This window comes from Streptomyces chartreusis NRRL 3882, assembly GCF_900236475.1.
Taxonomy (GTDB): Bacteria; Actinomycetota; Actinomycetes; order Streptomycetales; family Streptomycetaceae; genus Streptomyces; species Streptomyces chartreusis_D.
The window spans coordinates 1900313-1925738 of record NZ_LT963352.1; the positions used below are offsets into that span (position 1 = coordinate 1900313).

Annotated in this window: 21 protein-coding genes; 10 read left to right on the plus strand and 11 right to left on the minus strand. The window is 72.1% G+C overall.

Translation table 11 applies throughout. The features are described 5' to 3' along the window. Window positions 1–5 precede the first annotated feature (5 nt). Window positions 6–782, plus strand: a complete 777-nt coding sequence (locus SCNRRL3882_RS08495) for a hypothetical protein (RefSeq protein ID WP_010042476.1) — start codon at window positions 6–8, stop codon at window positions 780–782. 12 nt (window positions 783–794) lie between these two features. Here the strand turns inward: SCNRRL3882_RS08495 and SCNRRL3882_RS08500 are convergent, their stop codons facing one another. Continuing rightward, the gene (locus SCNRRL3882_RS08500) at window positions 795–1175 is read right to left on the minus strand and encodes a hypothetical protein (RefSeq protein WP_010042478.1); all 381 of its coding nucleotides are present in this window, start codon (window positions 1173–1175) and stop codon (window positions 795–797) included. 102 nt (window positions 1176–1277) lie between these two features. Between SCNRRL3882_RS08500 and sigJ the strand changes: the two genes are divergently transcribed. The 4 genes from sigJ to SCNRRL3882_RS08520 all read left to right on the plus strand — a co-directional run bounded on the left by sigJ (window position 1278) and on the right by SCNRRL3882_RS08520 (window position 5211). After that, a complete protein-coding gene (gene sigJ, locus SCNRRL3882_RS08505) occupies window positions 1278–2192 on the plus strand; it encodes an RNA polymerase sigma factor SigJ (protein WP_029181361.1) in 915 nt (304 codons plus the stop codon). Between the two features lie 122 nt (window positions 2193–2314). Next, window positions 2315–3634, plus strand: coding sequence for a jacalin-like lectin (locus SCNRRL3882_RS08510; RefSeq protein ID WP_010042482.1), 1320 nt, complete (start codon window positions 2315–2317; stop codon window positions 3632–3634). 22 nt (window positions 3635–3656) lie between these two features. Beyond that, window positions 3657–4247 carry a TetR/AcrR family transcriptional regulator gene (locus tag SCNRRL3882_RS08515; protein WP_010042483.1) on the plus strand — a complete coding sequence of 197 codons (591 nt, stop codon included), beginning with the start codon at window positions 3657–3659 and terminating at the stop codon, window positions 4245–4247. Beyond that, window positions 4240–5211, plus strand: coding sequence for a phosphotransferase enzyme family protein (locus SCNRRL3882_RS08520; RefSeq protein WP_010042485.1), 972 nt, complete (start codon window positions 4240–4242; stop codon window positions 5209–5211). Before SCNRRL3882_RS08515 ends, SCNRRL3882_RS08520 begins: the two co-directional genes overlap by 8 nt. Window positions 5212–5233: 22 nt before the next feature. Here SCNRRL3882_RS08520 and SCNRRL3882_RS08525 read toward each other — a convergent pair whose 3' ends face one another. The 3 genes from SCNRRL3882_RS08525 to SCNRRL3882_RS08535 form a co-directional block, all read right to left on the minus strand. Beyond that, on the minus strand, window positions 5234–6040 hold the full coding sequence (locus SCNRRL3882_RS08525) for an isocitrate lyase/PEP mutase family protein (protein WP_010042488.1): 807 nt from the start codon (window positions 6038–6040) through the stop codon (window positions 5234–5236). 62 nt (window positions 6041–6102) lie between these two features. Then, window positions 6103–7824, minus strand: a complete 1722-nt coding sequence (locus SCNRRL3882_RS08530; RefSeq protein ID WP_010042490.1) for a DUF2264 domain-containing protein — start codon at window positions 7822–7824, stop codon at window positions 6103–6105. An 82-nt stretch (window positions 7825–7906) separates the two neighbouring features. Then, window positions 7907–8950 carry a rhamnogalacturonan acetylesterase gene (locus SCNRRL3882_RS08535; RefSeq protein WP_010042491.1) on the minus strand — a complete coding sequence of 348 codons (1044 nt, stop codon included), beginning with the start codon at window positions 8948–8950 and terminating at the stop codon, window positions 7907–7909. A gap of 190 nt (window positions 8951–9140) precedes the next feature. Between SCNRRL3882_RS08535 and SCNRRL3882_RS08540 the strand changes: the two genes are divergently transcribed. After that, the gene (locus SCNRRL3882_RS08540; RefSeq protein WP_010042492.1) at window positions 9141–10802 is read left to right on the plus strand and encodes a rhamnogalacturonan lyase B N-terminal domain-containing protein; all 1662 of its coding nucleotides are present in this window, start codon (window positions 9141–9143) and stop codon (window positions 10800–10802) included. A gap of 15 nt (window positions 10803–10817) precedes the next feature. On the opposite strand, the gene SCNRRL3882_RS08545 is transcribed toward SCNRRL3882_RS08540, so the two are convergent. Beyond that, complete coding sequence (locus SCNRRL3882_RS08545; protein ID WP_010042493.1) at window positions 10818–12227, minus strand: RICIN domain-containing protein; 1410 nt, start codon at window positions 12225–12227, stop codon at window positions 10818–10820. A 1-nt stretch (window position 12228) separates the two neighbouring features. Then, window positions 12229–13326 (minus strand): family 43 glycosylhydrolase, encoded by a 1098-nt coding sequence (locus SCNRRL3882_RS08550; protein WP_010042494.1) that lies wholly within the window; start codon window positions 13324–13326, stop codon window positions 12229–12231. 286 nt (window positions 13327–13612) lie between these two features. Here SCNRRL3882_RS08550 and SCNRRL3882_RS08555 point away from each other — a divergent pair, with 286 nt between their 5' ends. Both SCNRRL3882_RS08555 and SCNRRL3882_RS08560 read left to right on the plus strand, forming a co-directional pair. Then, entirely contained in the window at window positions 13613–14572 is a 960-nt protein-coding gene (locus tag SCNRRL3882_RS08555; RefSeq protein WP_010042495.1) for an expansin EXLX1 family cellulose-binding protein, read from the plus strand. 89 nt (window positions 14573–14661) lie between these two features. Beyond that, window positions 14662–16776: an autotransporter-associated beta strand repeat-containing protein gene (locus SCNRRL3882_RS08560; RefSeq protein WP_102514770.1), complete on the plus strand. Its 2115-nt coding sequence runs from the start codon at window positions 14662–14664 to the stop codon at window positions 16774–16776. A 3-nt stretch (window positions 16777–16779) separates the two neighbouring features. On the opposite strand, the gene SCNRRL3882_RS08565 is transcribed toward SCNRRL3882_RS08560, so the two are convergent. From SCNRRL3882_RS08565 to SCNRRL3882_RS08575, 3 genes are read right to left on the minus strand one after another with little or no spacing between them, the layout of a single operon-like run. Beyond that, a complete protein-coding gene (locus SCNRRL3882_RS08565; protein WP_010042501.1) occupies window positions 16780–17607 on the minus strand; it encodes an MOSC domain-containing protein in 828 nt (275 codons plus the stop codon). 41 nt (window positions 17608–17648) lie between these two features. Continuing rightward, complete coding sequence (locus tag SCNRRL3882_RS08570; protein ID WP_010042503.1) at window positions 17649–18764, minus strand: aminoglycoside phosphotransferase; 1116 nt, start codon at window positions 18762–18764, stop codon at window positions 17649–17651. Window positions 18765–18773: 9 nt separating this feature from the next. Beyond that, window positions 18774–20168 carry an amino acid permease gene (locus SCNRRL3882_RS08575; RefSeq protein ID WP_010042505.1) on the minus strand — a complete coding sequence of 465 codons (1395 nt, stop codon included), beginning with the start codon at window positions 20166–20168 and terminating at the stop codon, window positions 18774–18776. A gap of 131 nt (window positions 20169–20299) precedes the next feature. On the opposite strand from SCNRRL3882_RS08575, the gene mmuM reads away from it, so the two are divergent. Further along, window positions 20300–21211 carry a homocysteine S-methyltransferase gene (gene mmuM / locus SCNRRL3882_RS08580; protein ID WP_010042507.1) on the plus strand — a complete coding sequence of 304 codons (912 nt, stop codon included), beginning with the start codon at window positions 20300–20302 and terminating at the stop codon, window positions 21209–21211. 156 nt (window positions 21212–21367) lie between these two features. Further along, window positions 21368–22465, plus strand: coding sequence for a LacI family DNA-binding transcriptional regulator (locus SCNRRL3882_RS08585; RefSeq protein ID WP_010042509.1), 1098 nt, complete (start codon window positions 21368–21370; stop codon window positions 22463–22465). Here the strand turns inward: SCNRRL3882_RS08585 and SCNRRL3882_RS08590 are convergent. Together SCNRRL3882_RS08590 and SCNRRL3882_RS08595 are read right to left on the minus strand one after the other, a co-directional pair. Beyond that, window positions 22418–24034, minus strand: a complete 1617-nt coding sequence (locus SCNRRL3882_RS08590) for a carboxylesterase/lipase family protein (protein WP_010042510.1) — start codon at window positions 24032–24034, stop codon at window positions 22418–22420. The two genes, SCNRRL3882_RS08585 and SCNRRL3882_RS08590, sit on opposite strands and share 48 nt — an antisense overlap. A 123-nt stretch (window positions 24035–24157) precedes the next feature. Beyond that, entirely contained in the window at window positions 24158–25405 is a 1248-nt protein-coding gene (locus SCNRRL3882_RS08595; protein ID WP_010042512.1) for an alginate lyase family protein, read from the minus strand. Between the last annotated feature and the right edge of the window lie 21 nt (window positions 25406–25426).

Below are 25426 nucleotides of genomic sequence, written 5' to 3' on the forward strand. Positions count from 1 at the left end.
TCACCATGCACATCGCCTTGGGCGACACTCCTGACGACACGCTGGCCGCCTTCACCGCACGGGCGGCCGCCGATCCCGGCGTCGTCGGACTGGTCCTGAGCGGCTCCCAGGTCCACGAGGGCATGCCGACGGTCCACTCCGACTACGACCTGCATGTGATCCTGCGGGACCAGCACGCCTCGCCGATCGCCGGGTTGGACTGGTTCCGTTCCGCGCACCTGGACCTCGTGGTCATCGAGCTGGCGGAGTTCCGCACCCGCGGCATGCCCGGCCGGCCGGACCACTTCGCGCGCTACTCCTACGTCCACGCCAAGGTACTGCTCGACCGGCTCGACGGTGCCATCGCCCGGATCCTCGACGAGAAACGGACGCTGGGCGAAACCGAGGCCCGGGCCGCCGTCGACGGCTGGCTCGACGCGTACGTCAACCAGACCTACCGCTCCCTGAAGAGCTACCGCGACGGCCGCCCCGACATGGGCCACCTGGACGCCGCCGAGTCCGTCCCCTACGCGCTGGAGGTGCTCTTCGCCCTGCACCGCCGCGTCCGGCCGTACAACAAGTACCTCCGGTGGGAGCTGGAGCGGCAGCCGCTGGGCGAGCCCCGCTGGGACGCGAGCCGGCTCCTGCCGGTCGTCCGCCGCATCCTGGCCGACGGCGACCCGCCCACCCAGCGGGCCCTCTTCGCCGGCGTCGAGGAGACGGCACGGCGGGCCGGCCACGACCGGGTGCTCGACTCCTGGGGCGCGGATCTGGAGCTGCTGCGTCACCCACGTCGCCCATGAGTCACCCCGACCTCAGCGCCGGGCCAGCGCCAGCACGCTCAGACCGAACATCAGGACCCCCAGGGGCAGATGGACCGACGGGACGTGCGCGATGCCGAGCACGACCTGGACCGAGGCGAGCACGAGGAAACCCGACGCGTGCCAGACGGGCCGGGGCGAGCCGCCGCCCGGCTTCCACGCCAGTACCGCCGCGAGCAGGTACAGCATCGACGCCCCGTACATCACGCGGGCTCCGGCACTGTGCAGCGTCTCTCCGTAGGACGAGGTCAGCAGCAGTCCGGCGGAGACCGCCTGAAGGAAGATGGTCAGGGTCTGAAGGGCGATCGCGATCCGCAGGAACGCGGAGCCGCGCTGTGCGCCCGCCGTCGCCGTCGCCGTCACCTGAGTGGCCATGTCACAGTTCCCCTTGTCCGCCCTCGGGCAGTGGATCGATAAGGTCTCACCAGCCCGACGACGCGGGCCCGCGAAAGGTAAGGCGAGGGGGCGGCCGGAAGCATGGGGAGTGCCGGGGCCGGGACGGACGGGACAGCCGGAGAGCGGCGCCAACTGATGAATGTCGCTTACCGGTTGCTCGGTTCGGTGACCGAGGCCGAGGACGCCGTGCAGGACGCCTACGCACGCTGGTACGGGCTGCCCCGCAGTCGGCGGGAGGAGATCCTGTCCCCGGGCGCCTGGCTGACGACGGTCACCGGCCGCATCTGCCTGGACCTGCTCGGCTCGGCGCGGGCCCGCCGTGAACGCTATGTCGGCGCGTGGCTGCCCGAGCCGCTGCCCGACCGCACCGAGTGGGACCGCGCGGGCGGCGCCGCCCCCAACGGGCCCGCGGACCCGGCCGATCAGATCGTCCTGGACGAGTCGGTGTCCATGGCCTTCCTCGTCGTCCTGGAGTCGATGACGCCCGCCGAGCGGGTGGCGTTCGTCCTGCACGACGTCTTCCGGTATCCGTTCGCCGAGATCGCCGGCGTGCTCGGCCGGACTCCCGCGGCCTGCAAGCAACTGGCGGCCTCCGCCCGGCGGCGGGTGGGCGCCGCACGCGCTCCGGTGCCGGCGACCGGTCGGGCCGACGTGGTGCGGCAGGTCAAAGAGGCCTGGGAGACCAAGGACATCGCAGCCCTCGTCGGTCTCCTCGACCCGGCCGCCGTGATGACCGCCGACGGCGGCGGCATGGTCGGCACCGTCCTGCGCCCGGTCGAGGGCGGCGCCCGCATCGCCCAGTACATGGCCGCCATCGCCGACAAGGCTCCGGGGCTCGAACTCCTGGAGCGGACGGTCAACGGCGGGCCGGGCCTGGTGGCCCTGCGGGCCGGCCTCGTCATGACCGTGGCCGCGTTCGACGTCTCCGACGGGCGCGTCACCCGGATCTGGGCGGTCCGCAACCCGGCGAAACTGCGACCGTGGGCGCGGTCGTAGCCCGGTCCGCCGTTTCATCTCCCACTGTTTCCCCCATGTCCCTTGCGCATCACCCGAGTTGGCGTCGAACCTGAACATCGTTCATGTCCCGCTCCGCCTCCCCTACCGGAGACACCCCCACCATGAGACGACTCCTCGGCACCCTCGCCGCCGCCGCTCTGACCCTCACCGGACTGACCGCGACCTCCGCGGCGCCCGCCGCCGCCGCGGACTCCGGCTCCTTCAACGTGCTGACGTACAACATCGCGGGCCTCCCCCTCGGGCTCGGCGACAGCGACCCCGAGACCAACACGCCGCTGATCGGGCAGCGGCTCGGGCCGTACGACATCGTGAACGTGCAGGAGGACTTCAACTACCACGCCTCGCTGTACGCCAACGACAAGCACCCGTACCGCACGGCGACCAGCGGTGGCGCGGCCTTCGGTGACGGGCTCAACACCCTCTCCGACCACCCCTTCGAGGACTTCCAGCGGGTGAAGTGGAAGGACTGCACGGGCACCAACTGCCTGACGCCCAAGGGCTTTTCGCTGGCGCGGGTCAGGATCGCGGAGGGCGTCTTCGTCGACCTGTACAACGTGCACACCAACGCCGACTCGACCGACGACGCGCTCGCGGCACGCCGGGCCAACGTCGAGCAGCTCTCGGACTTCATCCAGGAGAACTCGGCGGGCAACGCGGTGATCGTCATGGGGGACACCAACACGCGGTACACCCGCACCGGCGACAACATCCGCACCCTGCTGTCCGAGAACGGCCTGACGGACGCGTGGGTGAAGCTGGTGAAGGGCGGTACGCCCCCGGCCCAGGGCGGCGACGCGCTGGTCTGTGACGCGGCGGCGCCGGCGAACGACTGCGAGGTCGTGGACAAGGTCCTCTACCGCGGCAGCAAGCTGCTGACCCTGACCGCGACCCGCTACGCCAACGACTGGAAGGCCTTCCTCCGCTCGGACGGCAAGCACCTCTCCGACCACTTCCCGCACACGGTCGACTTCTCCTACACCCTCAACCCCTCCCTGCGCGCGAGCGACTTCTTCGGCGGCCCGCACGGCACGGCCTTCAACGACGCGGACGACCTGCCGGCGAACCCCGCTCCCCGCACCCTCACCCTGCGCGGCGGCACCCGCCTGGACGCGGTGTCCCTGACCCACGACGGCGGGACGGCCCTCACCCACGGCGGCACGGGCGGCACGGCGGCCTCGCTGACACTGGCCCCGGGCGAGCACCTGACCTCGGTGAGGCTGACGCAGGGCCAGAAGGACGGCCGTACCCGGATCTTCTCGGCGACCTTCACGACGGACCGGAACCGCACCCTGTCCGCCGGCACGGCCACGTCCGACGCGAAGACCTTCACGGCCCCCTCCGGCTGGCGGATCGTGGGCTTCACGGGCCGCGCGGGCGGTGAGATCGACAAGCTGGGGGTGGTGTACGCGCCGATCCGCTGAGCTCGTACTACGCTCTTCCCTCATGCCCAGAGCCGGCCTCACGCCCGACCGCCTCGTCGCCGCCGCGGCCGACCTCGCCGACGAGGCCGGCCTGGACCACGTCACCCTCTCCGCCCTGGCCCGCCGCTTCGGGGTGAAGGACGCGAGTCTGTACACCCACGTCCGGAACCTGAAGGACCTGCGCACCCGCCTGGCCCTCCTCGCGGGCGGCGAGATGATCGACCGGATCGCGGCGGCGGTCGAGGGGCGGGAGGCCGGCCGGGACACACTCGGTGCCTTCGCCGGCGCCTACCGGGCCTACGCCCTGGAACACCCCGGCCGGTACGCGGCGACGCAGCTGGCCATCGACCAGGACCTCCTCACGGACTCCCCCGCGATGCGCCGCACGGCCGACGTCACCTACGGCATGCTCCGCGCGTACGGCCTGGAGGAACCCGACCTCACCGACGCCGTGCGCCTGCTGCGCAGCACCTTCCACGGCTACTGCGCCCTGGAGTCCACCGGCGCCTTCGGCGCGCCCCGTGACGTACAGGCGTCCTGGGACAGGGCGATCGACGCCCTGCACGTACTGCTTCGGAACTGGCCCCACGAGAAGAGGACAACCGATGCGTGACACAGCCGGCTCCATAGCGGAGACCTACACGCTCGGCACCGGCCCCTGGACGATGACGCCCGTCACCCGGGGCGCCCTGGGCCAGATCTGGAAGCTTTCCGGAAACGGCTCCTCCTGGGCCGTGAAGGAGCTCCTGTTCGGCTGTGACGAAGCCCAGGTCCGGCGCGAGGCCACGCTCCGGGACTGCGCGGCGGACCTGGGCATCGCCTCGCCCCGGCTCCACACCAACCGCCAGGGCGCGCACGTCTCCCGGCTCGGCCCCTCGGGCGGGTCGTACGTGAAGCTGTACGACTGGGTCGACGGCACCCGCGCGGACGCGTCCGACCCGGACGTCCTGGACTGGTTCGGCCGGGCCATGGCCCTGCTGCACCAAGCCGGTGAGGGCGCCGTCGAGACGCCGGGCGACTGGTACGAGCGGTGTCCCGACGACGCGGACTGGGAGGACGTCCTGAAGAAGGTGCGGGACGCCGGCCTGCCGTGGGCGGACGAGCTGGGCGGGTTCATCGCCACGTCGGCGCCCCGGCTGGCGCACTGGGTGACTCCGTCGGCCCCCGGCGGCCTCGTGACCTCGCACCTCGACCTCCAGCCCCAGAACGTCCTGGTCGGCCCGGCCGGGCCGGTCCTGCTCGACTGGGACAACGCCGGGCCGATCTCGGCGGAACGGGAGTTCGCGCGTGCCGTGTACGTGTGGTCGGGCCGCAACGAGGCGGACATCGCATCCGCCCGACGCCTCGCGCGGGCCTACCGCGATGCCGGGGGCCGGGCCCGGGTCACGGGCCCGGAGTCGTTCTCCATGCTCTTCGCCACGGACCTGAACTACATCCATGTGCAGGCGGAGTGCGCCGTCGATCCGGCGGTGACCGCGGCGCAGCGCGAGTTCGCGGGCCGGCAGGTCGTCACCTGCCTGCGGAGCCTGCCGGACCTCGCTGCCGTATCGCGGCTGGTCGCCGCGCTCGACACCTGACGGAGGCGGCCTACGCAACGACCTACGGATCGGCCAGCGGAACCATCTGACGGGCCACTTCCCCGTACGAGGGTGTCGGGCCCGTCGGCGTCCGGCCGGCCCGGATCTCCGCCGCCGCCTCCAGGGCCGCGCCCAGTGCCCGCCGGTACAGCAGCGAGCCGAGGCTGATCCGGCGTACGCCGGCGTCGGCGAGGTGAGCGACGGCGGGGCCACCCGGCGAGTAGAGGACGTTGAGGGGGGCGTGCACCCGGCGCACCAGGGCGGCGATCCGCCGCAGGTCGGTGAGGCCGGGGACGAACACGCCGTCCGCCCCCGCCTGCTGGTAGGCGTCGAGCCGGGTGAGCGTGTCCGAGGCGTCGCCGTCGCCGAGCCAGTGGGTGTCGGTGCGGGCGTTGACGAAGAGGCCGGGAGCGGCCTTCTTGACCGCGGCGATCTTCGCCGCGTGCCGGTCGACGGGCCCGAGTCCGTCCTCCAGGTTGATGCCGACGACTCCGACGGCGTACAGCTCGCGCGCGAACTCCGCCACCTCGTCCGGGTCGTCGCTGAAGCCGCCCTCGGCGTCGACGGACAGCAGCAACGGCTCCGAGCCGAGGGCGAGGGCCAGCCGGAGCGTCTCCTCCCGGGTCGCCCCCTCGCCGTCGGGCAGTCCCGCGGCCGCGGCCACGCCGAGGCTCGTCGTCCCGATCGCCCGGAACCCCTGCCCGGCGAGCGCCCGCGCGGACGCGCAGTCCCAGGCGTTGGGCAGCAGGAGCGGCTCCCCGACGTGGTGAAGGCCGGCGAAGGCGGTGCCGGCCCCCGGGTGCGGTGTCTGCTTCGGGTGAGCGGTCATGCGGCCAACGCTAGGTGCCGATCACTTCGGCGCGGACCGAAGTGCCGCCGGCAGAGGCCGGCTCATGCCGTGAGCGGCGCGACCTCCACTCCCGAAGCATCCAGCCTGGCCCGCACCCCGTCCCCGTCGCTCCAGCGGACCTCCAGCGCCCCGTCCTCGTCCGTCCGTACACCGGCCAGCTCCGCCAGCGGGACCGGGTGCGGCTCCCCCGTCAGCCGGGCCAGGGCGACGAAGAGGGTGGCGCCCTCGCCGGTGACGCCGGTGAGGGCGTCGTCGAGGCCTGCCACGGGCAGGAGTTCGGCCCGCAGGCCCGCCCCCGCCGGCCAGCCGGTCACCCGCACCGGCGTCCCGGCCTCCGTCCCCGTCACCAGGTGCGCCCGCACCTCCGCCGCCCCGCGCGCCAGCACCACGCTCGTCACCCGGGCTCCCCCGCCCGCGGTGTGCCGCGAGGCCGCCCAGCCCTCGCCGACGCCCAGCGGCCGAATGCCGGTGCGGCTCGGGTCGTCGCCGATGATCACGCTGTTGTCGTACGACAAGGAGGACGAAGCCGACGAGGCCGACGAGGACGGGGCCGTCACGGTCGAGTAGGCAAGCCGCGTGTAGTACGGGTCGTAGCGGACGTCCTCGCTGCCGTGGTTGTGCAGGCGGACCACGCCGTCGGTACGGGTGGACTGCAGCAGCCAGTTGGGCGGGCCGACGGGGGTGACGGAGTCCGCGCGTTCGACCGGGGCGGGTTCCTCCGCCGCCGTCCACACCTCGTGGCCGGGCGGCAGGAGCAGGCCGAGGAAGCCCTTGCTCGCCCAGTACGGGGAGGCCGGGCCCGAGTAGCCCTGGAGGACGGACTCGTCGGGGCCGTGCCAGCCCAGGGACAGCAGGCCCCGCTCGTCGACCGCGCCCCGGTCGAGGAAGTAGCGCAGTGCCCCCGAGGCCAGGCGCCGGGTCTCGCCCGGGGAGAGGGGCGTACGGCCGGTCAGCGCGCCCAGCCACAGCGGTGCCGTCGTCGCGAAGCGGTACGTCAGGGACCGGCCCTGGTGCAGGGGGGCGCCGTCGCCGCCGAACAGGCGGGCGTAGTCGGAGAGGTGGCGTTCGAGCCGCTCCCCGTACAGGTCCAGCAGGCGCTCGTCCCGTTCCAGCCAGGCGTGCAGCACCGGGTAGAGGTGCATCGCCCAGCCGTTGTAGTAGTCGAACTTGCGGCCGTCGCCGTCGGTGTACCAGCCGTCGCCCACGTACCACTGCTCGATGCGCTCCAGGCCGCGGTCGATCGCCGCGCGGGACGCGTCCGGCTCGTGTCCGATCTCGGCCAGGAAGCCGCCCACCGTGACCGGGAACAGCTCCCAGTTGCAGGGCCACGCCTCGGCGGTGAGCGCGTCGCCGAGCCAGCCCGCCGCCCGCTGCCGCACGCCGTCGTCCAGCCGGTCCCACAGCAGCTCCCGTGTCAGCCGCAGGGCGAGTGCGATCGACGCCGCCTCCACCAGGGGCTGGCTGCGGTCCTCGATGCGGGGCCAGACGCCCGAGACGCCGGCGGCCAGACCGTCGGCGTAGCGCTCCAGGGCCTTCTCGTCGCGGCGGAAGGCGGCCAGCAGCAGGGTGCGGGCGTAGCCCTCCAGGCCGTCGGAGAGGCGGCCCGACCAGCTGGTCCGGTCGCCGGGCAGGTGGTAGAGCGCGCGGTCCTCGCTCGCGTACGGCTCGACGGCGGTGAGCAGGGCGTCGGCCGCCGCCTCCCAGTGGGCGCGGGTGTAGCCGGTGAACGAGGAGGCCGTGCGGTCGTCGGGAGGCAGCTGCATCGCGTCTCTTTCGTGCTGGGACAGGTCGTCGGAACGGTCTGGACCTGGAGCGCCCCGGTTCCGGTCGGGGCGCCCCAGGGGTTCATCCCACCCGCACCTTGCCCTTCGGCACCAGATGCCGGGTGACGAGTTCGTCGCGGACGAGTTGCGCGTAGGCCGTCGCACCGCGCACGGAGGTGTGCGTGTTGTCCCGCTTCTCGTTGTAGAGGTACAGGGACTTGGAACCCTCCACGCCCAGGGACTCGACGAGCGCCTTCGTCTTGGCCGTGAGGTCGATCAGGGGCACGTCCTGCGCGGCGGCGACGGAGCGGGTGACCGCCGGGTGGTCGACGCCCAGGCCGTTGACCAGGAGCGCGGTTCCGTTGTTCAGCGTGCCGTCGGTGTTGAACCAGCGCCGCACGATGGGAGTGACAAGGACCGGCTGTCCGCCCCGCTCCCGGACGCCCGCCACCAGGGTCTCCAGGTTGGCCCGGTAGGTGGCCTCGTCCGTGGTCTTGTCGTTGTGGGCGAGCTGGACGAGGACCAGGTCGCCGGGGCGGATCAGGGGCCGTACGGTGGCCCACAGCCGCGGGTTCCCCAGATACGTGACCGTACTCTCGCCGGAGTCGGCGTAGTTGGCGACGGACACGCCCCGGCGGAGGTACTGGGGCAGTTGCTGGCCCCAGCCGGAGTACGGGTCGCCGGGCTGGTCGCAGACGGTGGAGTCGCCGACCAGGAAGATCTGTCGGTCGTGTCGGGCCGGGCTGACCTCGACGCCGGCCAGGGCGGGGGCGGTACCGCCGATGCGCAGGTCGAGGCCGGGGGTTCCGTCGGGGCCCGTGGGCTCGCCCTCCGGGGTGCGGACGTTCACGGTGAAGCTGCGGGTGACGCGCTCGCCCGCCGGTGCGGCCGTCTCCGGCAGCAGGGACCGGCGGGTCTCGCCGCTGATGCTGGTGGCGGACGCGGCCTTTCCGCCGAGCAGGACCCGCACGTCGTACGTGCCGGGCGGGACGTCGAAGTGGCAGGCGCTGTCGGTGCAGTGCGCGAGGCCGGGCCTCCCGCTCCCGTCGCCCGCGTGGGCGGGTACGGCGGACAGGGCGGTGCTCAGCGTCACGGCCGCCAGCACGGCGATGTTGAAACGTCTCACTCGCAACTCCTCCGTCACGGTGACAAGACCTGGCGGCTGAACGTATCGCCTCCGGCAAGCGCTTTCTAGCCTTCGACCCGATTTCGCAAAGATGCTGCCCCCCATGATGCGAAAGCCCTTTCGCGAAATCGATTCAACTGTCACTCTCGCTCACACCTCAGCCCCCCACCTCCCGAAGGAGCCACCCCCCATGCCCGGATCCGCGAACAGACCGGTCGGCCGCCGCGCCTTCGTCCTCGGCGCCACCGCCGCCGCCGGCACGGCCCTCACCGGCACGGCGCACGCAGCCGGCTTCGGCTGGAGCGACGACGGCTCGGCCTACGTCGTCGACACCGGCGCCCGGCTGGTCTTCAAGGTGAGCAAGTCCACCGGCGACCTGACCTCCCTGGTCTACCGGGGCACGGAGTACCAGGGCTACGGCGGCATGAACTCCCACATCGAGTCCGGCCTCGGCGCCTCCACCGTCAGCATCAGGCAGTCCGGCTCGACGATCCTGGTCTCGGTCACGCACGGCACGCTCAGGCACTACTACGCGGCCCGCAGTGGCGAGAACAACGTCTACCTGTGGACGAACAAGGCCGACACGTCCGTCTCCGCGACCCGGTACATCGTGCGCGTGAAGAAGGGCGCGTTCCTCAACGACGAGCCCGACTCGTACACGTACGCGCCCACCGCCATCGAGGCCTCGGACGTGTTCCGGAAGTCCGACGGGCAGACCCGCTCCAAGCACTACGCCAAGCGGCGCGTCATGGACTACGACTACATCGGCTGGTCCGCCGGCGGCGTCGGTCTGTGGATGGTGCGCAGCAACCACGAGAAAGCCTCCGGCGGCCCCTTCTACCGATCGCTGCTGCGCCACCAGAGCGCGGACGGCGGCGGCCTGTACGAGATCCTCTACTACGGGCAGAACCAGACCGAGGACCAGCGTTTCGGCCTCCAGGGCCCCTACGTCATCGCCTTCACCGACGGCGGCGCGCCCTCGTCGGCGCTGTTCCCGGGCACGCTGACCACGCCGTGGGCCGACTCGCTCGGCATCGCCGGGTACGTGCCGGCGAGCGGCCGGGGCAAGGTGGCGGGCGTCGGGATGTCCGGGCGGGACACGGCGTACCCGTACACCGTGGGGATCGCCAACGCGGCGGCCCAGTACTGGGGGTCGGCGCGTTCCTCGGACGGTTACTTCTCCCTGTCCGGTGTGCTGCCGGGGACGTACACCCTGACCGTCTTCAAGGGCGAACTGGCCGTGTACACCACGTCGGTGAGCGTGTCGGCAGGCGGCACGACCACGCTGAACACGATCGCGATCCCGTCCTCCAACGATCCCTCCGACGCGAGCGCGATCTGGCGGATCGGCGACTGGAACGGCACGCCGGCCGGGTTCAAGAACGCGGACCTGATGACGTACGCGCATCCCTCCGACGTACGGGCAGCGTCCTGGACGGGGAACGTCGTCATCGGCAACGGCGAGACCGCGGCCTTCCCCTGCTACCTCTGGAAGGACGTCAACAGCGGCATCCTCGTGTACTTCCGGCTGACCGCGGCCCAGGCGGCGACCGCGCACACCCTGCGCATCGGCGTGACGACGGCGTACGCGAACGGCCGCCCCCAGGTCACCGTGAACGACACCTGGACCTCGGCCGTCCCCTCCCCGCCCACCCAGCCGAACACCCGGTCGCTGACCAACGGTTCGTACCGCGGCAACAACCACACGTTCACGTACAGCGTCCCGGCGTCCGCCTGGAAGACGGACGCCGGTCAGTACAACGTGCTCAGTATCGACGTGGTGAGCGGGTCGGGGACGACCGGCTTCCTCAGCGCCGGGACGGCGGTCGACGCGATCGACCTGCTGGCCTAGGCGCACGCGGGGTCGTCAGGTCCCGCGCGTCCACTGCTGGTTGGTTCCGCCGTTGCACGTGTACGTGATGAGCGCGGCGCCGTTGGCGGTGGACGCGCCGTTCACGTCCAGGCACTCGCCGGACGCGCGCGACTTGACGTTCACGTACGAGCCGGTGGTGGTCAGCGACCACTGCTGGCTCGTCGCGGAGGAGCAGTTCTCCTGGGTGACCGTGCTCGCGTTCTCCTGCACGCACAGGGAGCTGTTCCTGACCATCAGCTGGTAGTAACCGCTTCCGACGGACTTGAACCAGTACTTCTGGTTGCCGCCGCCGTTGCAGTCGTACTGCTTGAGCTGGGCGCCCGCCCAGAGCGACTGGCTGGTCACGTCCGCGCACTTGGACGAGTGGCGGGCGACGAGGGTGTTGTAGGTGGCGCTCGTGCCGGAGACGGTCCCGGCGGCCGTGTCGATGGTGACCTCCGGCGACCAGGACATGGCCATCGTGGTCGAGTCGGAGAAGGTCAGCGGCAGCCAGACGTACCGCGAGTCGTTGACGGTCCCGCCGAAGGAGTTGCCCCACCGGTCACCCATGTAGAGGTACGAGGTGCCGGAACCGCCCTGGACCGGCAGTACGTACGCGGTCTGCGAGCCGTACGTCGTCGAGTCGCCGATGTTCTTCATGGCCGACCAGGGTCCGGCGATGTTCGTGGCCGTGGCGTACTGCTGCTGGTTGGGGTTCCAGCCGGTGGCGCCCGAGGTCAGCATGAAGTACACGCCGCCCCGCTTGAACAGGGCCGGCGCCTCGCGGTGGCCGCCCGGCCAGGGGTTGGCGACCAGGCTCGCGATGCCGGTGTAGTCGGCGGTGAGGCGGTAGATCTGGAGGTCGTAGTTCTCGCGCGCGGCGGAGATCATGTACCCGGCGCCGTCGGTGTCGACGAAGACCGTGATGTCGCGGGACATGTGCTGGCCGAGCGGGCGGAAGCTGCCCTTCCAGGTGTAGTTGCCGTCGACGGTGTCGGAGACGGCGACGGCGGCGCGGGCCTCGCTGTAGTCGGTGCCGTTCTCCTTGTGCATCCACATGACGAACTTGCCGGTGGACGCGTTGTACATGACCTTCGGCCGCTCGATGTTGGCGGTCGCCAGTTCCGGGTCGCTGGCCTCGGTCAGGACGTGGTTGCGGAACTCCCAGTTCTTCAGGTCGGTCGAGCGGTAGGCGTCGACGTACCGGAAGGTGTTGTCGGCGTTGCGGTGCTCGCCGAACCAGTAGTAGTAGGAGCCGACCTTGATCACCCCGCCGCCGTGCGCGTGCACGGGGTTGCCCGAGCTGTCGGTGAACTGGGTGCCGTTGGTGATGGTCTGGGGCGCGGCCTGGGCGGGGCCGGCGGTGGCGAGGGTGCCGAACACGCCCAGGCACAGGGCGAGGAGGACCGCGTACGCGCGTCTCATCTCAGCCACCCGCCTGCACGGTGTCGGCGACCGGGATGCCGAAGTCCGGGGTGCCGTCCGGCTTCCAGCCGAGCTTCTGGATCCGGGTGTGGCGGTTGGGGTCGTTCAGCGGGTCGCCGTTGATCTCCTTGTACTGGCGGGCGTGGTAGACGAGGACGTCAGTGCGGCCGTCCTCGGCGACCGTGAAGCAGTTGTGGCCGGGGCCGTACTGCTTGGTGGTGTCGTTGCTGGTGAAGACCGGCGTCGGCGACTTGGACCAGCTCATGGGGTCCAGGAGGTGGCTGTCGGCGTCGGCGGTCAGCAGGCCCATGCAGTAGTTGAAGTCGGTGGCACTGGCCGAGTACGTCATGAAGAGGCGGCCGTTGCGCTTGAGGACGTACGGGCCCTCGTTGACCTTGAAGCCGATGCACTCCCAGTCGTACTCGGGGGTGGAGAGCCGCACCTGCGGGCCCTTCAGGGTCCAGGGGTTCGCCATCTCGGACAGGAAGATGCCGGTGTTGTTGTCCATGCCGGGCTCGTGCTGTGCCCAGGCGAGGTAGCGCTTGCCGCGGTGGGTGAAGGTGGTGGCGTCCAGGGAGAACGTCTCCCAGGCCGTCTTCACCTGGCCCTTCTCCACCCAGGTGCCCTTGAAGGGGTCGGGGTGGGCGTTCTCCAGCACCCAGATGCGGATCGCCCAGACGTCCTCGGCGGGCGCGGAGGCGAAGTAGATGTACCACTTGCCGCCGATGCGGTGCAGTTCGGGCGCCCAGATGTGCGCGCCCATGTCGCCGGTGGGGTGGGCACGCCAGATCACGGACTCGGCGGCCGTGCCCAGGCCGTTCAGGGTGCGGGAGCGGCGCAGGATGATGCGGTCGTACTCGGGGGCGGTGGCGGTGAAGTAGTAGAAGCCGTCCTTGTGCCCGTGGATGTGCGGGTCGGCCCGGTTGCGGACGAGCGGGTTCACGAAGGGGGCCGGCTTCGGGGGCCTGGCCCCCGTGGCGGCCTGGGCCACCCCCGGGACGGCGGGGACGGCGGCCAGGGCGCCGGCGGCTGCGGCGCCCTTCAGCAGCAGTCTGCGGCTGGGGACTTCGGGCAGTGCGTGGTCGCGGTCGCGGCTCATGCGGAGGGGCCTGCCTCTCACTGGGGGACACACGGCGTTGTCTGATGCGTCGTCTGACATTTCGAACACCATCTGTCATTACGAACGCCGAAAAGGTAAGAGTGTGCCACGAGGAGGTCAACGGGTCTGACGGGACGAAGACGACCGGGTCCTTGGAAGACAGGGACGGCCGGGTTCTGAAAGGGGCGGCGATACGGATTTCCACTTACCCGGCAACCTTTCCGGCCCCGGCGACCACTGGTGAGTCGACAACGCGCATTCTCCTGAACCACGTAAGGACTCAGCCGTGGCATCCCGTTCCCACCGCCGTCCCCTCCGCAAGCGGCGCAGGGCCCTCGTCTCCGCCGTCGCCGTGGCAGCGGTGGGACTCCTCGTGTCCCTGGTGATGGCGCTCCGCCCCGGCAGCGAGCCGAACACCGTGCAATCCGCTGCCGCGTCCGCCGCCGGCCACCAGTCGGGTCCCCCGGCCACGGCACCGGGACGGAAGCCCGAACCAAAGGCCAAGCCGAAGCCGAACCCGTCCACGGCGTCCCCGACTCCGACGCCGGCCGCCACCACCCCGTCGGCGCGGCCCTCGCCCACCAGCGCCCCGCGGTCCTCACCGCGGCCGGTGTCCGGCACGGCACCGCTGGCGGGCCGAATCCAGCCCCAGGTCACCTACAAGGGAGTCGCCACCCACTACGACGCCGCGGACGGCGACGGCGCCTGCCTGTACGGCCCGAGCCCCGACCTCATGGTCGCGGCGATGAACCACACCGACTACGAGACGTCCAAGGCGTGCGGGGCGTACATCCTCGTCCGCGCGGCGAACGGCGCCTCCGTCACGGTCCGGATCACCAACGAATGCCCGCTGCCCTGCGCCCCCGGGCAGCTCGACCTCAGCAAAGAGGCCTTCGCCAAGCTCGCCGGCCTCTCCGCCGGCCGGATCCCGATCACCTGGAGCCTGCTGAGCCCCGGCACGTCCGACACCGTCTCGGTCCGCTACAAGACCGGCTCCAGCAGCAACTGGTGCGGCATCCAGGCGCTGGGCCACCGCAACCCGCTGGCCCGGCTGGAGGTCAGGACCAGCAGCGGATGGAGCCGGCTGACCCGTACCGAGTACAACTACTTCCTCTCCCCCGACGGCACCGGCTGCGGCGGCCCTCTGCGGCTCACCGACATCTACGGCGAACAACTCACCGTCGACGGCGTCGCACTCCGCCCGGACGCCGTCCAGCCGACCCGCGTCCAGTTCGCCCGGCACTGAGCGGTCCGCAGAAGGACGATGTCGGGAGCGGGTGAACGGTGACGGTCGATTTTCTGTTATCGGCCGCCCGCCGCCCGCGTCTCCGTCACGTGCGCAGCCTCACCCACACCACAGCAACGGCCGCCGGCGTCCTCGCGACGGTCGCCTCCCTGCTCGCCGCTCCCCCGGCGGTGGCGGCCGGGCCCCGGGACGTCACCGCCGACGTGCTGGCCGACCGGGACGTGACGCTCACCGGTGACACCGTCGTCACCGTGCCGCCGGGGACGACGACGTACGACGGCGTGTTCCGAGGCGAGGGCACGCTCACGGTCCGCGGCAGCGGGACGCTGGTCCTCACCCGGGACAGCGACTTCACGCTCCCGGAGTCCCGGCGGCGGCAGCGGGTGCGGACGCTGGGCGGGAACCACCCGTACGTCACCGTCACCCGCCCCGACCCGTCGGCGGTCACCTTGGAGCGCGGCGCGACGCTCCAGTACGGCGACGGCGGTACGACGGGACTGATCGGCCACTTCCCGTACAACACCCCGGCGTTCCGCCTCAACCAGGACAACATCAGGGTCGACGGCACCCTGCGGCTGTCGCTGAGGAGCGCGTACAACCTGGGCACCATCAGCGGCTCCGGGCTGATCACCCAGCCGAGGTTCCTCTGGGGCACCTGGGACCTGTCGGGCACGCACTCCTTCTCCGGGGTGATCGACAACGGCACGCAGCTGAACGCCGGCCGCCCGGAGTACGCGACCTCACTCCCGAACGTCCGCAAGGTCCTCAACCAGGGCACCTGGACCGTCGACACGCCCCTGGGCCGGACCGTCACGATGGGCATGGACTTCTACCAGCGCGAGTACGGCAGCGACATCAACGTCCAGTCGCGGCCCGGCGGCAAGGTGATCCTCACCGGCCAGTACAGCTGGTCGGACCGGGGCGGTGACAGCGACCCGTCGCTGAGCGACCCGGCCCTCAACTGGATGCCCGCCCGCAAGAACGTCAACAAGCGCGGCACCAATATCAAGGGCGCGAACGTCCAGTGGGGCGACGGCACCACGGACAAGATCTTCATGCCGGGCACCGCCGAGACGGTCTACATCAACCTCCTGGCCGCCCGCTCCCGTTCCCGCCTCACCCTCGACTACAACGGCCCGGTGACGCTCGGCGCTCCCATCGGCGGCGGCGACACCCTCTCCGCCCCCGGCGCCGGTGACATCGTCATCGCCGGGACCCCCGGCAACGACGTGACCTTCGCGGCCGTCCAGTACTACGACGGCTCCACGACGGTTCAGAAGGGGGCGGTACTGCGTCTGGGCAGCGGAAAGCGCGGCGGGGACGGCGGGCTGTACACGGCGGGCGCCCACTACAGGGTCGTCAACAACGGCTCACTCGTCCTGCGCAACACGAACCGGCCCCTCACCCTCTCCCGCATCGGCGGCAGCGGCTCGCTCACCCAGTCGGGAGCCGCTACGACGACACTGGCCGGGCCCGCCGTCACGTACACCGGGACGACCACCGTCTCCAAGGGCACACTGGCCCTGCGCAAGGGCGCCACGCTCTCCCGCAGCAAGGCCGTACGGCTCGCGGCCGGGGCCCGGCTGGACGCGGGCCCGGCAGGCGTGCGCGTCGCGACCGCGCTCACCGGCAAGGGCACCGTCGCCGGAGCGGTGACGAACGACGGTGCCGTCACGACCGGCCTCACCGTGAACGGCGCCTACACGCAGAGCCCGAAGGGTTCGCTGATCCTTCGGGACGGGCCGTTGAAGGTGACGGGTGCCGTACGGCTGGCCGGGGACCTCGACGTGTCGGACGTGGGAAGCCGGGCCCGGTCCGGCCGGTCCGGCACCCCCGTTCGTGAAATCACCGTCCTCGACCACCGGGGCGACGGCAGGACCTCGGGGACGTTCAAGGGGCTGCGGCAGGGCGCCCGTCTGAAGCTCGGCGACACCACCTACCGCATCGACTACCGGGCGGGAGACGGGAACGACGTCGCCCTGACGGCCGGAACCACCCCGAGCCCCTCCGCCACCGTGCCCGGGGCGTCCGCGTCCGGCGCCGTGGGGCCCCGGAGCGCCGGGGCGGGCGAGGACGTCGGCTTCGGCTGGTGGCCGTACGCACTCGGGCTGGCCCTCGCTGTCAGCCTCGCCGTACCGATGGCGAGGCGACGCGGCCGGCGCCACCGAGGCGGCGGCCGGCATGCGGCCCGCGCGCGGCAGTGAACCTCACTGCTCGGACTCCCCCCACGACGTGACGACCGCGTCGTCGCCGACGGACACCCTGCCGGGCCGCAGCACGGCGAACTTCGCGCCGAAGGCGACGCCGCCCTCGGCCGCGCGCCGGTAGCCGGCGAGGGTGCGCAGCGGTTCCGGGCCCGCCCTGGCCCCGGATTCCTGCTCGACCAGGGTGACGGCGCAGCGGATGGCGAGCTTGGCATAGCCCAGTTCGGTGTCGCCGATACGGAGGTGTCGGGCACGGTCCTCGGTGTGCGGTTCGTCCCAGCCGTCGAGCACGATGTTGGGGCGGAACCGGTTCATGGGCAGCGGGCCTGTGCCACGTTCGCCCAGTTTCCGGTCGAGGAGGCCGAGGGTGGAGCGCGAGACGACGTGCAGGGCGCAACTGTCGGCGTAGCCGGAGGTGCCGGGTGTCAGACCGTCCGTCACCCGGTCGTGTTCCGGCGGTACGCGCACGAGCCGGCTCCGGGCGCGCAGCACCTCCGAAAGCCAGTCGGCTGCCGCGTCGCCCTGGTCGATGCCCCGGTAGGCGGTCCCGAACAGGTCCACTGTCCGCCGGGTGCCGGTGGTGTCCACAGGGACGTGCAGGGCTTCGGTCCCCGGCGCGCTGAGCGTGAGGCGTTCGCCGTCGGCGGTGACGGCGGGCCGGATGACGGCCAGCCGGGGGTCCCGGCGCTGGGTCCGGTACACGCCCTCTTCGCTGACGACCATGAAGCTGCGGTCGTGCACCAGTCCGGCGGAGGTCAGCAGCGCCTCGGTCGCCGATGTCCCGGCGCATCCCTTGACGGGGTAGTACGACAACTCGACGACCCGGGCCATGCCCTTCCCTTCTCCCGGCAACGAGCGTGAGGCGCCCGGTGTCAGCGGCCGCTCGGCGCCTGCGGAAAGCCGAGCTGTGGTGCCAGCAGCCGGGCCTCGGCCGCCCGGTCGGCGAGGAAGGCGAGGGCCAGGGCGCGTTCGCGGTAACGGAGCGGGGCGGGGACGGTGCCCCGGCCGCCGTAGGCCGGCTGCTCGTCGCCCGCCCGGGCGAGCAGCAGTGCGGTGAGCCAGTCGTACTTCACGGCGGAGGCGCACACGCCGAGCCGTACGAGCCGTTCGTCGCCACGCCAGCCGCTCTCGCGCAGGCCGTGCAGGTAGGCGTCGTACGCCGCCTTGGCCAGGCCGGGGAGGTCGGCGGCGGGGACGAACAGGTCGAAGACGCAGTCGGGGAGGTAGTTGCCGAGGTCCTCGCCGAGCGCGCCGTCCCCGGCGAACGCCCAGTCGAGGACGACACTGTCGCGGCCGTCGGAACGGACGTTGGCCGGCCACTGGTCGAGATGGCTAAAGGCGCGCGGCAGGGACTCCATGACCGTGAGGAACCACTCGCGGTCGTGGTGGAGGCGGACCATGTCCTCGCGCAGGCCCGCCGGGAAGTGCTCCCGGACCAGGGGGTGTCGCCAGGCCTCGTCGTCATCGAGCAGGTCCTGGCCCGTCGTCCTGCCGGCCGTGTAGTCGCGCAGGAAGCGCTGCGACAGCCACGGCCGGTCCTCCCCCGCACCCACCGCGCCCTGCGCGGCCCCGAGCCGGTACGCGTGCTCGACGTGCCGGGCGAGCGGCCAGGCCGTCGCCGGTTCGCCCGGCACGTCCTCCAGCCACAACGCCAGGTCGCCGTCGGGGCGTTCGGCGCAGGCCAGCAGCCGGGGCGCGCGCAGGCCGTGCGGCTGCCAGACCTGGGCGAGCCCCGACCGGTAGACGTACGCCTCGCGGCGCCAGAAGTTCCAGTGCCGTGGGTCGTTGGAGGCGGCCCAGGTGACGCTGGTCTCCTTGGTCCGCGTCAGCACCTTCAGTACGGCCGAACGCCCGCCGGCGGTGACTCGCCACACTCCGGCCGTGACGCCGTTCCACGGGTTGTGCGTGAGCGGCTCGAACACCGCCTTCCCCGCCGGGACTCCCAGGACCTCACGTACTTCGGCATCAGCGACAGCGACCTCGGGCATGCCCCGATGCTATGCCGCAGCCTCCGCCTTGTCCGTCGCCTCCGCCTTGTCCTTGCGTCCCCGCAGCCACACGTACACCGGGATCCCGGCGAACAGGAACAGCACGCCCTGGTACACGGCGGCGTATCCGGCGCCCGCGATCAGCCAGAACGAGAAGCCGAAGGAGAGGACGGCGACGGACAGGTCGCGGACCAGGCCCGCCGGGCGGACGCGGTCGCGGGTGCCGCGGGCCAGCCAGTACAGCTGGGCCGCCGCGGACAGCAGGTACGGCACGCAGCCGGTGAACGTGGTGATCAGGACGAGGACGCGGAACGTGGTGTCCGGGCCCGCCGTGTAGTTGAGGGCGATGAGGAGCGTGCCGAGCACCGCGCAGGCCCAGACGCCGAAGCCCGGCACGCCGCCCTTGCCGACCCGGGCGAAGGGCGCGGGGAAGAGACCGTCACGCGCGGCGGCGTACGGCATCTGCGCGGCCATGAGGATCCAGCCGTTGAGGCAGCCGGTGATCGAGACGACGGCGACCAGGGCGACGGCCGTGCCGCCCCAGGAGCTGCCGGTGAGGGCGTTCACCGCGTCGGCGAACGGGGCGCCCGAGTCGACGAGCCGACTGTGCGGGACGAGACCGAAGACGGCGACGGTGCCGAGGATGTAGACCAGGGCCGAGGCCAGCGTGCCGAGGACGCTCGCCCGGGCGACGGTGCGCTCGGGGTCGCGGACCTCGCCCGCGCTGACCGCGGCCGACTCGACGCCGAGGAAGCTGTACAGCAGCAGCGCGGCGGAGGCGGCCAGCGCGCCGGAGACGCTCTGGCCGGAGGCGTTGAACGGGCCGAAGTTGTCCGTGTCGACGAAGAACAGGCCGATGGTGGCCAGCAGGAGCAGCGGTACGAACTTCAGGACCGTGGAGACGACCTGCACCGTGCCGACCCAGCGGGTGCCCGCGAAGTTGGCGGCGGCGGGCAGCCAGAGAGCGGCCATGGCGACGACGGCCTGGAGGACGTGGTTGCCGTGCAGAGGTATCAGGACGTCGACGTAGCCGACGACCGCGACGGCCAGGGCGGCGATGCTGACCCAGCACATCGTCCAGTACGACCAGGCCGACAGGAACCCGGCGAACTCGCCGAACGCGTCCCGCGGGTAGACGTACAGCCCGCCCGTGACCGGGCTGCGGCGCGCCAGACTGCCGAAGAGCAGGGCGAGGGCGACCGCGCCGACCGAGAGCACCACGAAGGCGAGCAGGCTGACCGTGCCGTAGGGGGCGACGGTGGCGGGCAGGGCGAAGATGCCGCCGCCGATGATGTTGCCCATGACGAGGGCCGTGGCGGCGGCGAGGCCGAAGGTGCGGCGGGGAGGGGGCGCCGGGGCCGGCTCGACGGGTTCGGCGGCCTCGGCGGGGCTGGGGACGGTCATGGGCGTTCCTGACGAGCGGAGAGGGGGAGGGCCGTGATCGTAACCCGCCATCCCACATGCTGGGCGACCTGTTCATGTACTGGACACAATCGGCTGGGGTCCGCGCCCGGATCTGGACTACGGTCGTCCGTATGACCAGCACCCTCACCCTCGCCGAAGCCCTCGCCGCCGGGACGGTCGTCCTCGACGGCGGCATGTCCAACCAGCTCGAGTCGGCCGGGCACGACCTGAGCGACGAGCTGTGGTCGGCGCGGCTGCTCGCGCAGCGGCCGGAGGCGATCACCGAGGCACATCTCGCCTACTTCCGGGCGGGCGCGGACGTGGCGATCACGGCCAGCTACCAGGCCACCTTCGAGGGCTTCGCCAAGCGCGGGATCGACCACGACCGGGCGGCCGAACTCATGGCGCTCAGCGTCGAGTTGGCACGGGAGGCGGCCCGGCTCGCCCGCGTCCCCCGCCCGCTGTGGGTGGCGGCCTCGGCCGGCCCGTACGGGGCGATGCTCGCGGACGGCTCCGAGTACCGGGGGCGCTACGGCCTCACGGTCGACGAACTGGAGCGCTTCCACCGCCCCCGCCTGGAGGTGCTGGCCGCAGCCCGCCCCGACGTGCTCGCGCTGGAGACGGTCCCCGACGCCGACGAGGCCGCCGCCCTGCTGCGGGCGGTGCGCGGGCTCGGGGTGCCGGCCTGGCTGACGTACTCCGTCGCCGGTGGCCGCACGCGCGCCGGGCAGCCGCTGGAGGAGGCCTTCGCCCTGGCCGCCGACGCGGACGAGGTGATCGCGGTCGGCGTGAACTGCTGCGCGCCCGAGGACGTGGACACCGCCGCCGCGACCGCGGCCCGGGTCACCGGCAAGCCCGTCGTCGTCTACCCCAACAGCGGCGAGACCTGGAACGCCGACGCCCGCGCCTGGACCGGCCGTTCCACCTTCACCGCCGGTCAGGTGAAGGGCTGGCAGCAGTCCGGCGCCCGCCTGATCGGCGGCTGCTGCCGGGTGGGCCCGGAGGCGATCTCGGGCATCGCGGGAACGCTGGGGGCGGCATAAGGAGCGACGTGCCGCCGCCGGGGCACCAGTCCGCGCACAACCCTCCTCCCGTCCCCGCCCCGCTGCTAGCCTCCGTCCAGGGAACCGGTTGCCATGGCGTTGCCGCAGTTCCCGAGGGGTGGGTGCGGACCGGCGCCCGGGAGAGACGAGGCAGTCATGACGAGGAAGAGCGGGGACGCGAGCCGCAGCACCATCCGGGACGTGGCGGCCCGCGCGGGGGTCTCGGCGTCGACGGTGTCACGAGTGCTCGGCGGTGTGTACCCGGTGAGCGCGGCGACGCGCGGACGCGTCATGCGGGCGGTCCGTGAGCTGGACTACGTCGCGGACGCGCGGGCGAAGGCGATCGCGGGCGTCGCCACGCCCACGCTGGCGTTCGTACTGGAGGACATCACCGGCCCGTCGTTCGCGCACATGGCGCACGGCGTGGAACGCGAGGCGACCCGTCTCGGCCACCTCTGCCTGGTGTGCAGCACGGAGGGCGACGTCCGGCACGAGCTGGAGTTCGTCGAGATGATGCGCGCCCAGCGCGCCGCCGCCGTGATCCTGGTCGGCGGCACCGCCGACACGCCCGAGTACCGCGAACGCACCCACCGCATGGCCGACTCCCTCGCCTCGGCCGGTTCCCGCCTGGTCCTCTGCGGCCGACCACCGCTGGACCCCGGTGCCCCGGTGACGGTCATCGAGTACGACAACGAGGGCGGGGCCTACACCCTGGTCGCCCACGTCCTCGCCCAGGGCCACCGCAGGGTGCTGTTCCTCGGCGGCCGGGCGGACCACACCACGGCGCTGGGCCGCGAACGCGGTTATCTCGCGGCCCACCGGGCCCGGGGCCTGACCCCCGACCCGTCCCTCCTCCTGCACGGCGACTTCACCCGCGACGCGGGCCACCGCCTCATGCAGCAGGCCCTCAAGGACGGCCTCGACTTCACGGCCGTCGTGGCCGCCACCGACATGGTCGCGGCGGGCGCCCTCACCGCCCTGCACGAGGCGGGCCTGACCGTCCCCGGCGACGTCTCCCTCGCGGGCTACGACGACATCTCCTTCGCCCGCGACCTGCACCCGGCCCTCACGACGGTCCACGTCCCCTACGAGGAACTCGGCCGCCTCGCCGTCCGCACAGCCCTCGAACACACACCGGGCGCCCCGGACGAACACCTGCTGCTGGGCACCCACGTGGTGGTGCGGGACTCGGTGGGTCCGCCGCCGTCAGTGCCGGCGGAGCGCGCCGGTGCGGCGCAGTCGCCGTACGGCTGAGCGCAGTTCCGCACTGCGGCTGGGCGAACCGTCGGCAGGGGCCGATGCCGGTGTGGATTCCTCGGGCGGGACGGCGGCGTCGGTCGCGTCGGTCGCCCAGAGGGCGAGTTCGCGGTCCCGGGGGCCGTACGCCGTGTAGGCCAGGCCGTTCTCGGCGTCCGGTGCGCGGTCTCCGAAGATCCGCACCGGGTGCGCCTCGTCCCAGCGCTCCCAGCCCGGGTCGCCGTCCGTGGCGAAGCGCACCCAGGCGGCGTGCATCTCGTCGGCCAGTTCCTGCGGGGCGCCCTCTCCGGCCAGTTTGCGGGCCTCCGGGACCTCCCCGGTGTCGAAGACGAAGCCGAGCTCCAGCGCGTGGCAGGAGCCGAGGTCGGGGAGGTTCGAGGGCCAGGCGAACTCGTAGACGTACGACGGTTCCCTACGGGCGTCGGCCAGGCGGTGCAGGGGCATGCGGAGGAGGTGGTCGGTGACCAGCTGGCCCACGATCTCCGCCGGGCCCGCCTCGGGGTGCAGGGCGCGGTAGCCGCGCGGGACCTCGCTGCCGCAGTGGCAGCGGGCCATGGCCCCCGCGAGGGCGACTGCTCCGAGGCGGTCGACGCGGTCCAGCAGGCCGCCCGGCACCAGCCACAGCCGGTACTCGTCGCGGGTCCAGCCCAGCAGCAGTTCGACGCCCGGGGCGGCGCCGCCCTCGGTGAGGGCCTCCAGGGGGTCGCGCGGGACGGTGTCGCCGTCGATGACGATGCCGAAGGCGGGGCCGCCGACCACCGGGCTGCTGAGCCTGCCCACCTCGGCCTGGGTGTGCAGCAGGAGGTCGCGGTCGACGGCGGCGAAGGCCTCGGCGGTGGCGGGGATCTTCAGCCGGGAGGCCATGCGGCGCACCATCCGCCGTACCTTGGCCCGCTCGGACGCCTCCGGCGGCCCGCTCTGGAGGACCGCCCGCCGCACCAGCCCCTGCGTCTGCGGGGCGGCGATGAGGGCGCCGATGCTGATCGCCCCGGCGGACTGACCGAAGAGAGTGATGCGGCCCGGGTCGCCACCGAAGGCCTCGATGGCCTCGTGCACCCAGGTCAGGGCGGCGATCTGGTCGCGCAGGCCGGGGTTCGGGGGCGTGTCCGGGAACAGTCCGTAGCCTTCGACTCCCAGTCGGTAGTTGACCGAGACGCACACCACGCCGTCGCGGGCGAAGGCATGGCCGTCGTAGACGGGGACGGCGGACGAACCCCTGGTGAGGGCGCCGCCGTGCAGCCAGAGAAGGACGGGGAGCCGGGCCCCGGGGTCCGGCTCCGGGGTCCAGATGTTGAGGTTGAGGCAGTCGTCGCCCGGCACGACCGGGTCGGACAGGTAGTGCGCGAAGGCCTCGGAGTACGGGGGCTTCGGCGGGGTGGGGCCGAAGGCACCGGCGTCGTGTACGCCGTCCCAGGGCGGGAGGGGCACGGGCGGGCGGAAGCGGCGGGGACCGAAGGGGGGCGCGGCGTACGGGATGCCGCGGAAGACCGCGACTCCCCGCTCGTACCGGCCGCGTACGGCCCCGTACGGGCTCCTGACCACGGGATCCGTCCGGCCTGCCGTCATACGCCCACCAGCCCTTCGCCGCGCTCGTGCACCGGGAACACCAGAGCACCACATCGCCCATCGGTATTCCGGTGCACGAGCCGGCTTGACCGCTATTTGGCGGACTCTTGGGCAGCGGACACGCTATTTGGCGTACATCAGGGTGCCGAAGCCGAGCTGGTCGAAGCCGCCGCTGGTGGTGCCGTAGTCGCCTCCTCCGCCCTCGGGGGCGACGGAGAAGCACATCTGGGCGATGTACTTGTCGTCGAGGAGCAGGCGCCGCCCGTAGTGGTAGTGGAGCATCGCCCACACCGGGCGGACCTGGCCGCGGGACCCGGAGCCGATCACGGTCTGTGACTGCTGGGAGCAGTTCTGGCCGCTGCCCCACGTGTAGGTCGTGTAGGGCACGTTCATGTTCAGGTTGTACTTGGCGACGTACTGGGCGGCCTTCATGAAGCGGCGGCCGTCGTAGGAGTAGAGGTCGTCGCCCTGGTTCCACGCCATCTCGCAGAGGGCGCCCATCTGCCCCATGCCCATGACGGTGTGGCCCTGGTCGCGGCCGGACTCCTGCCACTGGCCGAGGTCGTAGCCCTCGACGCCCGAGTACAGGAACGGCACCGCCCGCTGGATCTGGCCGTTGCCGCCGCCGCTCTTGAAGTAGGTGACGGCCTGGTCGTACTTGGCGCCGTCGTCGCACAGGATCCCGATGGCCATGATCGAGGCCATGTTGCACAGGTCCCAGTTGGCCCAGTAGTTGGTGATGCAGGCGTCGTTGTGCTCGCGGAGGAACCGGTCGTTCAGCGGGTAGAAGACGTTGAGCATCATCGTCTTGAACCGGCCCAGGTCGAACCCGGCGTAGCCGCGCATGAGCTCGGCGACGTTCGCGAACTGCCAGCCGTAGAGGCCGGCGGCCAGGTACCGGTCGGCGTTTCCGGTGATGCTGGTGAGCGTGGCCGACCAGGCGTTGAGGATGCGCACCGCGCAGTCGGCGTTCGCGGCGGTGCCTCCCACGTGCCAGCGCAGCGCGTTCTGGTAGGCGGCGTGGATGTCGTTGTAGAGCTGGGGGTAGTTCTCGCCGGTGCCGCCGCGGATGATCGTGGCGGTGGGGCGGGGCGTCCAGGTGGACACCGAGTGGGAGTTGGCGGTCAGCCTGCGCCAGCCGGAGGCCCACGGGTCGTCGCCCGCGGCGACCCTGACCTTGGCGCGGTTGATGTCGCCGGCGTTGTGCAGCATGCCGGGGTGGGTGAAGGTCGCCGGGGCCGCGTCCGCCGTGGTGGCGGTGGCGGTGGCGCCGAGGGCGAGGGCCGCGGTGAGGCCGCCGGCGGTCTTGAGCAGACCGCGGCGGCTCACCCGGCCGCCCTCGTGGTGCGCGTGGGGGGACGTGCGGCTCATGTGGGGGTCTCCCATCCGTGG